A 14987-nucleotide genomic window follows, 5' to 3' on the forward strand; every position below is an offset into this window, starting at 1 on the left:
AGGCGTCGAGCGAACAGAGGAGCGTCATGGTGCGAAAGACGATCGACTGCACGGACTACGTCCCGCTGGGCGACGTCGACTGGGTCGAGCAGACAGAGCGCGGCCTTCTCCTCGGCGTCGGCGAGGAGAAGGTGCGGATCGACGTGCTTTCCCCTGACGTATTGCGCCTGAAGATCTCCCAGGCGGGTTCGTTTGATGAGAGCCCGACATTCGCGGCGTGCTTTGAAATGCCAGCTCCGCCACCGTTCGAGGTCAAAGATACGCCCGACGAGATCCTCGTCGAGACGGCGCGCATCCGCCTCCGCATCTCGAAGCGGCCGTTTGCGATGGACGCCTATCGCGAGGACGGCTCGGTGATCTTCGAGGATTATCGCGACGACGAGGGCCACGCGCGTGGGTATTTGCAGCTCAATGATGCGTTCGTCGTGACGCGGCGTTTGGCCCCGCGTGATTCGATCTACGGGCTCGGCGAAAAAACGGGCCCGTTCGATCGGCGGGGTCAGAATTACGCGCTCTGGAACACGGACATCCTGCACCCGGACGTGCTCCGCCTGAACCACCTGTACGAAGCTGACCACACGCTGTCGGGCCGAAGCCCGGAGTTCGACCCCTACTACACGTCGATCCCGCTCTTTTACCATTGCAGCGCCGCGGACGACGCGGCGAGGGTCGCGGGCTTTTTCGTCGACAACGGCTACAAGGGAAACTTCGAGTTCTCCGCGGAACAATACTACCGGTATGCCTTCGCGGGTGGACAGTACACCGAGTACGTATTCGCCGGTCCGGACCTGCGCGGAGCGCTCCGCGCGTACACGTTCGTCACGGGGCGGATGGCGGCGCCGCCGCTATGGACGCTCGGTCATCACCAGTGCCGATATCACCACTACACCGACGAGGAGATCTCTGCCATCGGTCGGCAATATCGAGAGCGCGGCATCCCGTGCGACGTGCTTTGGCTCGACATCGGCTACATGGATGGCTACCGCGTGTTCACCTGGCACCCGACGCGATACCCCGACGCGCCGCGCTTCCTGGACGCGCTGAAAGAGAGCCGGTTTCGTCTGGTCACGATCGTGGATCCCGGCGTGAAGGTCGAGCCGGGCTACCCGGTGTTCGACGAGGCCCGCGCTCGGAACCTGCTCTGCAAGACGGAATCCGGAAACCTCTACATCGGAAAGGTTTGGCCTGGGCGCAGCGCATTTCCGGACTTCGTCAAGCCGGAGGCCCGCGCCTGGTGGGCCTCGCTCGTCGCGCAGCACGTCGCCTCGGGCGTCGCCGGGATCTGGAACGACATGAACGAGCCAGCGACGGGCGACATCGAGCCGTTCGGCATGCGTTTCGATCGCGACGGCGAGGATCACCCCCACGAGCGGTATCACAACCAGTTCGCGCTCCTGATGGCCAGAGCCACGTCCGAAGGCCTCGCCGAGGCGCGGCCCGACCATCGTACGTTCGTCCTCAGCCGCGCCGGATCCGCGGGCATCCAGCGTTACGCGGCGCAGTGGCTCGGCGACAACTGCTCGAATTGGGAGCACCTCCAGATGAGCGTCCCGATGGCGCTCGCCATGGGGATCTCCGGGCAGCCTTTCATCGGCGCGGACATCCCGGGGTTCGTCTCGACACCGAGCCCGGAGCTCGCCGCGCGCTGGGTCCAATGCGGTGCGCTCATGCCGTTCTGTCGCTATCACAACCACTGGGGCGAGCCCGATCAGTACCCCTGGTCGTTCGGTCCCGAGGTGGAAGCGATCTGCCGCGACGCGATAAGGCTCCGCTATCGCTTGCTCCCTTATCTCTACAGCGCGTTTTTCCAAGCGAGCGAGTCGGGCGATCCCATTGCACGACCGCTCGTCTACGATTTCCAGCAGGATCCGCACGCGCGCGAGACGGCCGACGCATATTTGCTCGGGGAGGCGCTGCTCGTCGCCCCTGTCTGCACGCCAGGCTGCACGGAGCGCCGGGTCTACCTCCCCGCGGGGACCTGGGTCGATTGGCACACGGAGGAGCGTCATGCCGGTGGACAGTTCATCACCGCGAAGGCGCCGCTCGATCGGATTCCGCTGTTCGCGCGCGGCGGATACATCATCCCGAGCTACGAATCGGCCCCGGAGTCGACGATGGGTCATGCTCCGGAGCGGCTCGTGCTTCACGTCTTCGTTCCGGACGAGGACGGCGAGTTTGTCTCGGAGCTACACGAAGACGACGGGCTCACCCTTGCGTTCGCGCGCGGCGCCTATTACCGAACGACGTTCCGCCTCACGCGACGTGGCGCGGCGCTCTCGGTATCGGCGGCGGTGACGGGGCGCGGCTTTCCCGAGTTTCGCAGGCACGCGCTGCGCCTCGTGTTCCACGGCTTCCGGGGCAAGGAGATCACGCTCGATGGCCGGGTGGTGCGCGTCGAGGAGGGGGTCGTGGAGTTCGAGAATCGAGCCGAGGATTTCACGCTCGCGCTCACGCTCGATGACGCGCGCAGCGCCGCGGTGCCTCGCGCAGGGCAGGGCGCTCTGCACGAGGCGCTCTGAACGGGCGCGTTACCAGCCCGCGTTCCCTGCGCCGGGCAGGATCTTGAACTGGCCCTGCGACTGATCCATCACGCCGACCGGGGCCTCGGTCGCCACGACATAGGCCGCGTCCATCGCTCCGTTCGAGCCGGGGCTCAGGTGGAACGCGGCGGTTCGTGGCTTCTTGATGTTGACCTTGTTGAACCAGATGCTGTCCATCGCTGCCGGGCCCTCGACGTGAATGCCCGCGTGCGTCGGCTCGATGATCTCGAGGTCGTTTACGGTCACGTGCTGGAGCAACCCCTGGGCGGCGTGGAGCTTGAAGGCTCCGTGCTCCTCGTTGTACGCGGAGCCGCCGGCGCGAAGCAGCGTGTTGCGCTCGATCCGCGTCATCCCGCTGAAGGGATGCGAGCCGAACTGCCGAGCGATGAGGATGCCGGGATATTGCACGACGTCGGCGCACACGTTGTCCTCGACGCTGATGTCCTCGCCGCCATAAATCCCGAAGCAGTTCGCCATCCACGGCACCTGCACGAGGTTTTTTCGGAACACGTTCTTGCGGTTGAGCGCCCGGTCGGCGGGGGACCACGACGCGAAGGCGTCGTCTCCCGTGTTTCGCGCGTGCGTGTATTCGACGACGGAGTTGCTCGTTCCGCCGTAGAAGTTCACCGCGTCGGCGAACAAATTGCGCATGCGGCAGTTGCGGATCATGAGCCCGTTCGTGTCGGCCCCCGTCCAGTAGCCGACCTTGACGTGCTCGATCCAGATGTTCTCGAGCAGCGAGCCCGAGCTGCCGTTGCCGCCGAACGCATTCTCCGGCGAGTCGTCCTTGCGCTGGATCGTGTCGCCGAACACGGAGAAATCATGATACTTGCAGTTGTTGCCCCAGCAGTCGAAACGCGCGAAATAGCCGGAGACGGTCGTGTGCCACATGCCGGCGCCGCGGACCGCGATGTTCGACAGGCTGAGCGGCTTGCTGAGGCTCCTGAATTCTCCCGGCGGCAGGTAGAGTCCGGCGTGCCCCTCGCCCTGCACGCGATCGATGCAATGTTGCAGGGCCCCGGAGTCGTCACCTGCGTCGTTCGGCGTGCCCCCGCAATCGTCGATCAGGGAAAGATACCCCGCGGGCTTCGGGAGCGGGGGCGCGACCGCTTCCATGTCGACCAGATCGATCACGTACTCGGCCGCCGTGTCCGACGCGTCCTTTCGGAGCATGACGGTCGCGCCCGCCGGGATGTCGGAGAGCAACGCCCGTGACTCGTCGAAGAAGTGATGCGGTACACCCAGGCCAGGGTTGTTCTGGTCGGGCTGGTTGAAATGGTTGTGGTCGCCGTAGGTCCACGCATAACGCGAGGTGACGGGCAGCTTGTGACGGAGCTCGTCGTTCACGTACACGCTGAGCGTCGTCCAGAAATCGCTGCCACCGTCCGGGATGGAGTACCGAACGACGATCGAATTCGACACGCTTTGATTCTTGAAGCGCACGTAGTCGCCGACGTTGGAGAGCCGTACGGCCTGCCGGCCCGATGCTTCGGAGGCGACCGCCGTGAAGGCGCGGGTCGGCTCGAGCACGACGCCGTTCGTCTCCATGACCTCGGCCTCGTATTCGACGAACGGCGCCGCCGCGCCGCCCCCCGATGGCCCCGGGGGCTGTCCTCCCGCGCCACCCGAGCCCGCGCTCTGGCCTCCAGCGCCGGCGGAACCAGCATCGCCGCCAGTCCCGCCGGCGCCGCTGCCGGTCCCGCCGCCCCCGATGCTCTCGCCGCCCCCGGCGGGGGGATCCGGGGCGGTCGAGCAGGCGACGTTGGCGAGGAGCCCCATGCCCGCTGCCACGATGAATCCGAAGGTCGACGACGAGAATGCGCGTGTTGTCATGGCACCCCACCTTGCAGAAGATCAAAAGGAGATACGCCGTTTGCCGGAGGAGAGCTCGACGGCGTTACCACCACATGCTCCCGGAGAGCGAAATCATGTCCGCGTCGGGGCTCAGCATGGGGTCGTCGACCGCCGGATACCCGTTCCGTACGAGCGGGTTCGAGCCGTACACGAAGCGCGAATACTGGAGCACGACCTGATTGCGTGATTGCCAGCTGGTGCGGAAGATCAGGCGCGGCGAGATGATCGTGAACTCGCGCCCGTCGACGTTGCTGGTCGGCCGTACGTGGTCGAGGCGCAGGGAGGCGGCCAAAAACGACGCGAGCGTGTAGGTGCCCTCGGCGCCGAACTTGACCTTGTGGTCCCCGTTGTACGCGGGATCGTCGCTCTTGACATGGGAATAGATCCCGAAGGCCGAGAGGATGATGTCGCGGCTTTTCCCGTCGTAGTCGCGCGGATAGAGGAGCAGGCGCGCGAGGCTCACGCTGTATTCGGCCCCGAGCGTGACGAGCTGGCCGGTCCCGCCGCTGTTCGGGCCGAGATAATTGCGCATCAGATCGGGCCCCCCTTGCGTGTTCATGACGGAGAGGATCCGGCCCACCGAGCGCGCGTCGGTGGCATCCGTGTACGATGCGCCGACATAGACGTGGCCGAGGTGGCTCGCGGAGAAACGCATGTCCGCGCCGAGTACGGTGATCGTCCCGTCGGGCGTGAATGCCTGCGAGGCGCGATCGTCCTGGCTCCACGCGCGCATGTGATGAAGGCCGAGCGTGAGCTGGCGCCGGAAGGTGATTCCAAGGTGCTCGTGCATGACGAGGCTCGTGCCAGTGTTGGGATCGGCGAACCCGTTCCAGCCGTCGGTGGTGAGCCCGATCGGGGGCTTGTCGAGCTGCGCCTGGAAGCCCTGCTCGAATGCGAGCACCACGTTGCCAAGCGAGAGGCGCGCGACGATGTTCTCGCCGACGCCATTGGTGCGACCGATGAGGGCCGTCCCGTAGCGTCCCTCGTCGTATTCGCCCATCGTGCCATAGCGATTCGAAAACGCGCCCACATTGATGGCAAAGTATGTGTTCTTGGCCAGATTCGGGAGGTTGAATGTGATGAAGGCGTCGGTGATGCCCCCCTGGAGCGTGGGATCAAAAAAGCTCGCCGCGGTGGTGGCCGTCCACGCCTTGATGATGGCCGTGCCGGTCACGATCGAGTTCCCGTACGAGAACGCGAGTTGCGCATACGGCTGCGGCACGACGGTCGTGCCCGCAAAGGAGTCGCGGTAATCGGGCACCACGGGCGGCGCGTGGAGCACGAGGTTTTTCTGTTCGGTCGTCACGAAGCCTTCGCGCTGGTTCAGCCCGAGCCGCAGCGGCATCGTGATGAGGCCGTGGAAGTCGAAGGCATAGTCCTGCTCGCTCGCGGGCTTTTTCCCGTACGAGGGGCCGATTCCACCGGGCAAGGTGGCGACGACCGGCGTCCCGGGCGTGAGGCCGAGCCCTGTGTCCGAGGCGGTGGCGCTCGCCTTGTCTTTGTCTTTCTCTTCTTGGGCGTATGCGGCGCTCGTGACGAACGACAGGGTGCAGAGCGAAAGGAAGAGAGCGCGCGCCCCGCGTGCGCATGAACCCATGTGCTCCTTCATGATCACCACCACATCCCGAAGGTGAGGGCCAGCATCTGGTTATCGAGCTCCTCGCGCGTGTAATCGTTCGGAGCTTCGCCGCGGGTATGCGCGCCGTAGAACCAGCGCGTGTAGCTCAGCGTGACGTGCTCGTGGCTGTTCCAGTTGCTCCGGAAGACGAGCTTCGGGCTGATGACGTGGAAGCTCTCCTCGCGGTCCTTGGAGTTCGGCGAGACGTAATCGTAACGGCCCGAGAGCGCGAGCCACGAGAAAAACCGGTAGGTGGCCTCCGCGCCGAGCTTGTACAGCGTGCGGCCGTCGAAGCTCGGATCGCGGCTCTCGAGCACGGTGCCGACGTTCGCGAACACGCTCGTGATGAGATCGGGCCCTTCCCCCCAGAAGGCCGTCGGGTGCCAGAGGAACTTCGACCAACTGAAGTTGTATTCGAAGCCCGCGATGAGGAGCTTGCCCGTCCCTCCGCCCGCCTGACCGAGGAGCCGCTTCGTGAGCAGCTCGCCGGTGTCGGCGCCGTAGTAATTCATGCCGGTCAGCAGATGCGCGTACGACGCGTCGGCGTACGAGGCCGCGATGGCGAAGTTGCCGAGGTGGTTGTTGATCATGCGAACGTCGGCGCCGAGCACGGTCATCTGCGGGTCGGGGCGCAGGCCTTCGTCGAGGAATGGGGTCTTGGGGTCGTCGATCTGGTCGCGCTCGTCCTGCGCGAAATTGCTGAGGTAATGTAGGCCGAAGACGAACGGCACGTCGCCCTCGATTCCCAGGCCGACGTGCGCGTGGTGGACGAAGGCCGAGGGCCGCGAGGGATTCGCGTCGTGATCGTAGACGTTCGGCCCGCCGCCGAGGGGCACCTTGCTGAGCCGCCCCATCACGCCGTGCTCCGCGATGAGCGAGAGCGAGCTCGAGAGCTTGTATTTCGCGCTGAGCGTCTCGCCGACGCCGAACGGCGAGCCGACGATCGCGGCGTTGTACTGACCCGCCCCGTATTGTCCGAGCGAGCCGTACGCATTGCGGAATACGCCCACCGTCCAGTTCAGGGTCAGATCTGCGGTCACGGGCGCCGTGAACAAGAGAAACGCTTCGTTCAAGAAGTTCTGGCTCGTGGTCTCGCGCCAGGTTTCTCCTGCCGACGGCTTCCACGTGCTGAGCTTCACGACCGCCTTGACGTTGGCGTTGCCGTAATCGAACCGGAGCTCGACCCAGCTCCCGAGCGGCGCGTTCGTGCCCCGCACGGCGCCGTAGAGATCGGGCGTCTGCGGCGGAGCGAGCAGCGTCGTCTCGAATTGCCTGGGCGTCGCGCGTTCACGTTCGTCGACGGAGAGCCGGAGCGCGGCGCTCATGAAGCCGCTGAACTTGAAGGTGAATTCGCTGCTCTCCTCGGCCGGCACGCTGAACGGAATGGTCGCGCCGCCCGGCAGCGTCGGCCCGCTCGGGGCAAATGGGGAGAGGCCGAGCCCCACGGAGCGGCGCGAGCCAGGGAGATAGCCCTTCGGCGGCAATGCGGGGACGGGCTGCCTCTTGGCACCGGGCGGACGCGCAACCTGGGCCGTTGCAGCGGGGGCCTTCGGAGGCGCAATGGGCGCGTCCTTTTTCTCCGGCGCTTCGGGGGGCGGAGGCGGCGCGGGGATGGCGTCCGTCACTTTGGGGGGCGCAACGGGCGGCGGCTCTGGAGGCGCCTCCTGCCCGAGGGCCGCCCTTGTCGTCACGATGGCACCGAGAGCCCACGCGAGCGCTACCAGCTCGGAAAGCCGTCTCATCGGGTCCCTCACCGGCGGCGATAGAAGGTCACGTTGTCGATGTATACGTCTGCGAACCCAACCGGAAGCTGAAGCGCGAGCATGTTGATCGAGCGCAGGTCGAGGAACGGCGCGTGTTTCGCGAACCCGACCTGGCGGAACTCGCTGAACGGGATCACGAAGAGCTGCCAATCGGTGGTGAGTCGGATGGACGCGACCCAACCATCGCCGCAGCGCTCCTCCTCCGCGGGTGGCGCTTCGCTGCCGTAGCAATAATAGCCAGCCTGCGCCCCCGAGAAATCGTAGGCCTTGCATTCGGTGCCGTCCAGGTCCCGATCGTAATAGTAATCCGGGGACCGACATGCGCTCGGGCCGCAGACGGGATAAAGCTCCTCGAGCAACGCCGGCTCGGCGATCGGCGCCATGCCTACCGCGGGATCGAAGCAGCGGTGCGTCGGCACCGGCGCGTCGGGATTCTCGACCGTGCAGGGCAAGCCGTTCTGGCACTTGGGGCGGCAGGCCTTGATCCGGCGGCAGAACGTTTGATGCTCGCGGTTGAGCGCGTCGCTCGTATGTTTGTCGTGGAGCGCGACCAGGACGCCGGGCTGGCTGTCCGGACCACGACGCGCCCAAAACGTGACGCCATCATACCGACTGAGATCCCAGTAACGGTGCGGCTCCGGCTGCTCGAAATCGTGCCCGTCCGGACGCGTGAGCGGCAGGCCCACCGGATCCAATGTCGCGCCCGGGACAGGCGGCTGGGGGCAGACGTCGGAGCCCGAAGGGCAGGGCACGATCGCGGCGAGCGGGTGTTCCAGGCCCGCGCCGAAATAGTTGAAGCGCCCGCCGCGGAAATGCAAGGCCCAGCCGTTGGGCTGGCCGTCGCAGCTCGGCCCATTCGTGATCCGATCGGCGGCGAGGCCCCATTTTTCCTTGTAGCGCCCGAAGAGCCCCGGGTACCACGCCGCGTCGCCCGGTACGCGAAAGGCGCCGTAGGTTTCGTCGTCGTATGCGGACCACCCCTCCGCGACGCCCACGGCGTTCGGGAGGCTGGGATCGGCCTCGAAGGTCTCGATCCAAAAGGGTGAAAGCTCGATGCCGGACAGCCCGCTGCAGTCGACCACGCGCGAGCCGGGGTCCGGCGTCCCCGCCCCGATCGGCGGATAGACGGGCTCGTTTGGCGTGACCAGCGCGCCATTCTCGTTCCGAAGCGGTACCGCCCCATTGGCCCACGGCACGGCCGCCGCGAGCCCGTCGGTGAGCCAGATTCGACCCGCGTTCCCCTCATGGGAGCAGGCAGCCGCGGTGCACAGGAGGGCCCCTGCCATCCAAAGTTCGACCTTCATTGTCCGCTCTGTGACTTCCGGATGAGCTGCATGAAGTAGTCGGGGCGTTGCCACTGCCCATGGAAGTAGTAATCGTAGTTGCGGTTGATCCCGGTCCCCTCGCCGAGGTCGTTCCAGGTCGCGATCACGAGCAGCTCGGCGTCACGCGTCTCTTCGAGCACGCGTGAAAAGACGGCGGCGTCTTTGATGATCAGGTCGGTTTGGCGGGGGAGCTTCCCGGGCAGATCACGGCCCACCGCGTCCCACTTGACCATCGCGTGATCGATGACATGGCCCTTGAGCGTCGAACGGCTGCGGCGCTCGGGGGAGTTGAATGTGAACCACTGATAACGCGCATCCGCCACGCGCTCCATGGCCGCATCCTCGAAATAAGCGGAGTCCGCGTCGACGAACGGCTCCTCGTGGAACTCCGCGGCGAACATCTCCTTGAGCCTCGTGATCAAAGCTGCGGACTTGGTGCGAGGCAGGAGCGTGCCCGCGTTGTAGAAGTAGACGAAGGGCTTGCCCTTGAAGCGATACCAATGGCGTTTGTCCAGCTGCGAGAAGAAGGGCCTCCACTTCATCTCGTAGATTCGCTTCGCCGCTGCTTCCGTGTCGTTGAGATCGGGCTTCTGTTTCCAGGCCTCGGAGAAGTAGGGCTGACCCCAGGTCCAGGTGTCGTCGAAGAACGCGATCTTGATCGGGTCGTCGAGGCTCGCGAGCGCCTTCGCGAGGGGCTCGAGCCTGCCCTCCTCGATATCGGGGCCATACGTGTTGAGCAGCAAGAAATCGAGGCCCGCGTACTTCGCGTCGACGAGCTCGCGTCGCCAGAACCCAGGGTTCGAGGGCACGTAGTAGCCGGCTTTCCGCTCGCCGAAGCCGAGCAGCGGATGCTCCTCCGCCATACCCGGCGCGTGCGTGTTGGCCCAGTCCATCTTGCAATTGACCTCGTTCGGGCAATTGAAGAAGTACATGAACACGGCGCCGATGTCGCGCTTCAGCTTCTTGAGCGGAGCCCCCGCGAGCTCGGGGTGGTTTTCCCAGGGATCCGAATAGGCGAGCTGGCAGGTGCGCTTTTCCTCTTCGCAGAGCGTACGCACGACATCGATACGGCGGGTCCTCGGCTGGCTCCTGAGCTTTTCAGCCCACCCGCGGACGACCTCGGCGCTCGGCTCCTTGCCCGTGATCTGGCAATGGGCCGCGCGCACGAAGGCTTCTGGCGCGTGTCCGAGGTTGACGTCGACGACCTCCACACGCGCACAGGGACCCGTCCATTCGGGCTTGAGCTTGAACGGTCCGAGGTCTTTTTCGTCGATGGGATGGCTCATGGCTCGTGTTCCCGTCGCTTGGGCCCGAGGCCCAGCGCCCACCGCTGCCGCGGAGCTCTGCTCAGGGCTGTCGACCTGGCTCATCGTCTGGTCGAAGCAGCCCGAGAGCAGGCCCGAAATCAGCGCGACCGGCCCCAGGAGGGCCGCCCACTCGAGGCCGGTCGCGACGTTTCGCGGCTTCATTTGCCGATCGGACCGGTCGGCGCCGTGCCCGCGAACAGGGTCACCTCGTCGATCCAGATGTCGAAATCAGGGCCCGGCGTGATCCAGCTCAGGCCGAGAATGACGTCCTTGACCTGCACGGACCCTGCGAGCTCGTTCCATTTGATCGTGTATTGCTTCCACTCCGACGTCAGCGTGATGTTCTTCCCGGGGTGGTTGTAGCAATTCGTTTCGCAGTCGCCGCCGTCCGCCTTGGCTTGTGTCGCCGGGTGTACGGCCTGGACCCGGAGCGCGTTGTCGGCCCCCGCGGTCCCCTTGGCCCAGAACGAGATGCCGTCGAAGGCCGAAATGCCGGCACACGCCCCGTTCGCATCTTTCAGGCCGAAGCCAAAGCCTGCGCCAAAGCCGCCGTCGGTCGGCGCCTTGATGCCGGTGCCGCTCACGTGAGCGGCCATGGTCGTCGTGACGGCCCCCTCGCCTTCACGCGCAATCTTGCTGAAGTTGGCGGCGTCCGTGTCCGCGAACGAGTACCAACCCGGAAACGCCATTTCGGTCTCGAAGTCGTCCACGAACGCATCGTCGACGGTCAGCACGCGAACGTTGTCGTCACACACGCTGGGAGGGGACGAACCGCCGCTGCCGCCGCTGCCGCCTGCGCTGCTCGAAGAGCTGCTGCTGCCGCCACTCCCGCTGCTGCTGGCGCTGCCGGCGCCGGCGCCGCCGTTGGGGTCGCCCGTGCCGGACGAGCACGCCGACGCGAGCGCCAAGGCGCCACAAACGGTGTAGATGGACAGATGCAACGCACGATTCCGCTTCATAGTCTCGCCCCGTTCCTCGTGAGTTTCGAGAGTTCTTCGCTGTCGTGATCAGCTCGTGTACAGGTTCGGCGAACTGCACCGGCACCGTCAATGCGAATCATGGTCAACGCGTAGCATTTACTCGGGATGCATTCGGATCCCTCTCGGGATGCAATTTGGTCGTGCCAGCGGTCGATCGGCCCACGCCTTCAGGTCGTCCTCACCGTCGAACGGTGCGCGCACGCTAGAAGTGGTACGACGCCACTTCTACTCCTCGCATTGCGCGGCGCGCAGGAGGCTCATGAAGGCGTGCGGCGTGAGCCACTGCCCCTGATGGTAGTAGTCGTAGTTGCGGTGGATGCCGGTCCCCTCACCGAGGTCGTTCCACGTGGCAAACACCGCCAGGTCGGACGCCGCGGAGCTGCCCAGGGCCTCCTGCAAGAGCTCCGGGCCCTTCACGAGCCGATCGTTGTCGGTCGCGAGGTCGCCTGGATGATCGCGGCCAAGCGAATCCCACTTCACCATGAAGTGGTCATGCGTCACGCCTTTGAGGTCGGAGTGGCTGTCCTCGTCGCCGAAGGTATCCCAGAGGAACTGCGAATCGGCCACGGCTGGCATGCCGGGGTCCTGGAAGAATGCGCGATCCACCGCGACGAACGGCTCGACGCCGAAATCCGCCGCGAAGAGCTGCTTCAGTCGAGCGACCACAGCCGCCGCGGCGGTGAGCGGCTTCAGGGTGCCAGCGTTGTAAAAATAGATGAACGGTCTGTCCTCAACGCGGTACCAGTGCTCGGGCGCGATCGCATCGAAGAATGGCTTCCACTTCGCTTGATAGATCACTTGCGCGGCGCCGTCGGCGTCGGTCAGATTCGGGGGGACGTTCCAGGGCGGCGGCTGCTGCGGCCGCCCCCAGGACCAAGTATCGTCGAAGAGCGCAATCTGGATGCCTCCATCCACGTCGGCGAGGGCCTCGCTCAGCCTGCCGAGCCTGCCGAGGTCCGGGCCGTACGTGTTCACGAGCAGGAACTGGAGCCCCGCCCAACGTGCATCGAGGAGCTCGCGCTTCCAGAACCCAGCGTTGTCGGGATGATAATAGCCCTCTGCTGCTGCGCCGAACGCGTGGAGCCGATGGGGCGCATCCATGCCGCTCGCGTGGGTATTGGCCCAATCGAGATCGCAGTTGACCCCGCCGGGGCACTCGCTGAAGAACATCAGGACGGCGCCGACGTCGCGTGGCGTTTTCCGCACACACGGCGTCGTCAGCAGCACCTGCTCCTTCCAGGGATCGGAGTAGGTCAGGGGACAGCTCTTGCCAGCCCCGCTGCAAAGGCTGCGCACGACGTCGATCCGTCGGACCCATTCACGGGTCCGGAGCTGCTCGGCCCAGCTCGTGATCAGCTCGGCGCTCGGTTCCACGCCATGGATCTGGCAATGTGCCGCACGGACGAACGATTCGGGCGTATTCCCGAGGTTCACGTCGATCGTTGTTCGCGCCGCGCAGGGGCCGTCGAACTCCTCTCGAAGCTCGAAATCGACGTTCTCCGGGAGCGCCTTGGGGGGCGGCGTCGGACGGAGGTGGTCCGTGGGATCGTACGAACCCCGCCCGCAGCCAGAGACGAGCGCCATGACGAGCGCAGACGAGCGAAGGAGGACAGAGGAGCGCATGGATCACTCCAGGAAGGCTACGTCATCAATCGTGAAGTCCCACGCGACCGCGTCTTTGGAAGTCCAATTCAATCCGACGAGCGCCTTCGTGTCCAGCTTGGCCTTGTCGCCCCATCCGAGCTGCTTCAGGTCGCTCCACTTGAGCTCGTAGGTCTTCATCTCCGCCGAGAGATTCGTGATGGCGACCGTGAAATGGTCATAGCACTTCTTGCAGCGCCCAAATTCCGGCATCGTATCCACCGTCGCCACGAGGAACTTCATCGGCGTCGAGCCGGAGGCCCTGAAACGGATGCCCTTGTACTTCGTGCCATCCACCGGCGTGAGCAGCGGCGCGCCGCACAAATTCGTGCCGATGCCGCCGCCCCATTCGGTATAGCCCTTCCCCGTCGTGTGGATCGCCCCGTTCTCGATCGCGCTCGTGAATTCCTCGACCGAAGGCGGCTTTTTCACGCCGGCCGCGGTTTTGTCGCTGTAGACGAACCAGCTCCCCGGAGGCTCGATCGTGGGCAGGTTCGAGATGCCGCCGCCATCCCAAATCATGGGGCCCGTGGGCACGACCGGATCGGGGACCAGCAGATCGCCGCGCGCCGCGGCGGGCGGCGTGTCCGAGGCGCTTGCCCCCGACGAGGGATTCTCACAAGGGCAAGGCGGGCACGGCTCGACGGCGCCTTGGGGACCGATACAGCCGGCGGCCAAGCCCCCGGCGGCGAGCACGACAAGCCCCGTCGCGAGAGCAACGCTGAAGTCACTCATACCCTGGCTCACGTCGCTTTGCCTACCACGCGTGCATGAAGAGCCCCAAGAAAAATAATAGGCAAATTCAGTCATTTACTACGCGGCGGCGTCGGGAGAAGACTCCATGAGCCTTGACAGACGGTCGCAAACGTTCTCCTCTGAAGAAACTCCCCGAGAGGAACCATGAATCACCTTCCTGCCTCGGCCACGCTCCTCATGCTGACTCTGTTGTTCGGTTGCAGTGCCAAGAGCCCCGACGACACGACCGGTGGAGGCGGCGCTTCGGCCAGTTCGAGCAGCGCGACCGGCGGCGCGTCGACCGGTGGATCGTCAAGTGGTGGAGAAGGAGGAGGAGGCGCGGGTCCGGTGGACATGCTCGACGGGCCCATCGAGCGCGAAGGGGCCCTCGTTCTCGAGTTCAGCTCGCTCTACTTCGAGGTCGACCCATCGAAGGGCGCTCGGATCAGCGCGCTCCGTTGGAACGGCATCGAGCTTCTCACCGATGCCACGGTAAACGCGGTGAACTGGGGCTCCACATTCTGGACGAGCCCCCAGAGCGACTGGGGATGGCCGCCGCCCGTCGCGGTCGATTCCAGTGCCTACACGCCGACGATCGACGAATCGTCCTTCCGTCTCGCAGGTCCGCAGGCGAACTACGCGGGAAAGACGCTTTCGATCGAAAAAGCGTTCGCCGCCGATTTTTCGCGCGAGGCCGTGGTCATCACCTATACGATCCGGAACACGGGGAATGCGCCGTTTTCGGTCGCGCCGTGGGAGGTGACGCGCGTGGCCCAGGGCGGACTCACCTTCTTCCCGACGGGTGACACGCAGTTCACCCCCGGAGGCTCCAATCCCCTGCCTGTCGAATCCGCGGAGAACGTGACCTGGTTCGATGGCGCGGCCCATCCGCCCGACGGCCAGCAGAAAAAATTGAACGCCGACGGCAAGGAAGGTTGGGTCGCGCATGTGGCGGGTGACCTCCTGTTCCTGAAGAGGTTTGCCGACGTGCCTTCGTCGGCCCAGGCGCCCGGCGAGGGCGAGGTGGAGATCTTCGCGCAATCGGCCGCGGAAGGCGGCTACGTCGAAGTGGAGAACCAAGGGAGGTATGCCGAGATCGCTCCCGGTGCATCGGCCACGTACGAGGTCACGTGGATTGTCCGGAAGCTGCCGGCCGGCGTGACGGCGCAAATTGGCTCGGCGGCGCTCCTCGATTTTGTTCGGTCCCTGCCCTGATCCAAACGG

Annotated in this window: 10 protein-coding genes; 2 read left to right on the plus strand and 8 right to left on the minus strand. The window is 65.4% G+C overall.

Annotation, left to right across the window (positions count from 1 at the left end; translation table 11 throughout):
- Window positions 1-26: 26 nt before the first annotated feature.
- Window positions 27-2519 (plus strand): glycoside hydrolase family 31 protein, encoded by a 2493-nt coding sequence (locus POL67_RS04785; RefSeq protein WP_271915851.1) that lies wholly within the window; start codon window positions 27-29, stop codon window positions 2517-2519.
- A 9-nt stretch (window positions 2520-2528) separates the two neighbouring features.
- On the opposite strand, the gene POL67_RS04790 is transcribed toward POL67_RS04785, so the two are convergent.
- The 8 genes from POL67_RS04790 to POL67_RS04825 form a co-directional block, all read right to left on the minus strand.
- The gene (locus POL67_RS04790) at window positions 2529-4373 is read right to left on the minus strand and encodes a carbohydrate-binding protein (protein ID WP_271915853.1); all 1845 of its coding nucleotides are present in this window, start codon (window positions 4371-4373) and stop codon (window positions 2529-2531) included.
- A gap of 64 nt (window positions 4374-4437) precedes the next feature.
- Complete coding sequence (locus POL67_RS04795) at window positions 4438-5991, minus strand: hypothetical protein (RefSeq protein ID WP_271915854.1); 1554 nt, start codon at window positions 5989-5991, stop codon at window positions 4438-4440.
- A gap of 14 nt (window positions 5992-6005) precedes the next feature.
- Window positions 6006-7703 (minus strand): hypothetical protein, encoded by a 1698-nt coding sequence (locus POL67_RS04800; RefSeq protein ID WP_271915855.1) that lies wholly within the window; start codon window positions 7701-7703, stop codon window positions 6006-6008.
- Between the two features lie 59 nt (window positions 7704-7762).
- Entirely contained in the window at window positions 7763-9079 is a 1317-nt protein-coding gene (locus POL67_RS04805) for a CIA30 family protein (RefSeq protein ID WP_271915856.1), read from the minus strand.
- Entirely contained in the window at window positions 9076-10569 is a 1494-nt protein-coding gene (locus POL67_RS04810; protein ID WP_271915857.1) for a DUF5010 domain-containing protein, read from the minus strand. The genes POL67_RS04805 and POL67_RS04810 overlap by 4 nt, the downstream gene beginning before the upstream one ends.
- Window positions 10566-11366, minus strand: coding sequence for a hypothetical protein (locus POL67_RS04815; protein ID WP_271915858.1), 801 nt, complete (start codon window positions 11364-11366; stop codon window positions 10566-10568). Before POL67_RS04815 ends, POL67_RS04810 begins: the two co-directional genes overlap by 4 nt.
- A 246-nt stretch (window positions 11367-11612) precedes the next feature.
- On the minus strand, window positions 11613-13010 hold the full coding sequence (locus tag POL67_RS04820; RefSeq protein ID WP_271915859.1) for a DUF5010 domain-containing protein: 1398 nt from the start codon (window positions 13008-13010) through the stop codon (window positions 11613-11615).
- A 3-nt stretch (window positions 13011-13013) separates the two neighbouring features.
- Complete coding sequence (locus POL67_RS04825) at window positions 13014-13775, minus strand: hypothetical protein (RefSeq protein ID WP_271915860.1); 762 nt, start codon at window positions 13773-13775, stop codon at window positions 13014-13016.
- A gap of 153 nt (window positions 13776-13928) precedes the next feature.
- On the opposite strand from POL67_RS04825, the gene POL67_RS04830 reads away from it, so the two are divergent.
- The gene (locus POL67_RS04830; protein ID WP_271915861.1) at window positions 13929-14978 is read left to right on the plus strand and encodes a DUF4380 domain-containing protein; all 1050 of its coding nucleotides are present in this window, start codon (window positions 13929-13931) and stop codon (window positions 14976-14978) included.
- Window positions 14979-14987: the final 9 nt, after the last annotated feature.

The sequence above is a fragment of the Polyangium mundeleinium genome (assembly GCF_028369105.1).
Taxonomy (GTDB): domain Bacteria; phylum Myxococcota_A; class Polyangia; order Polyangiales; family Polyangiaceae; genus Polyangium; species Polyangium mundeleinium.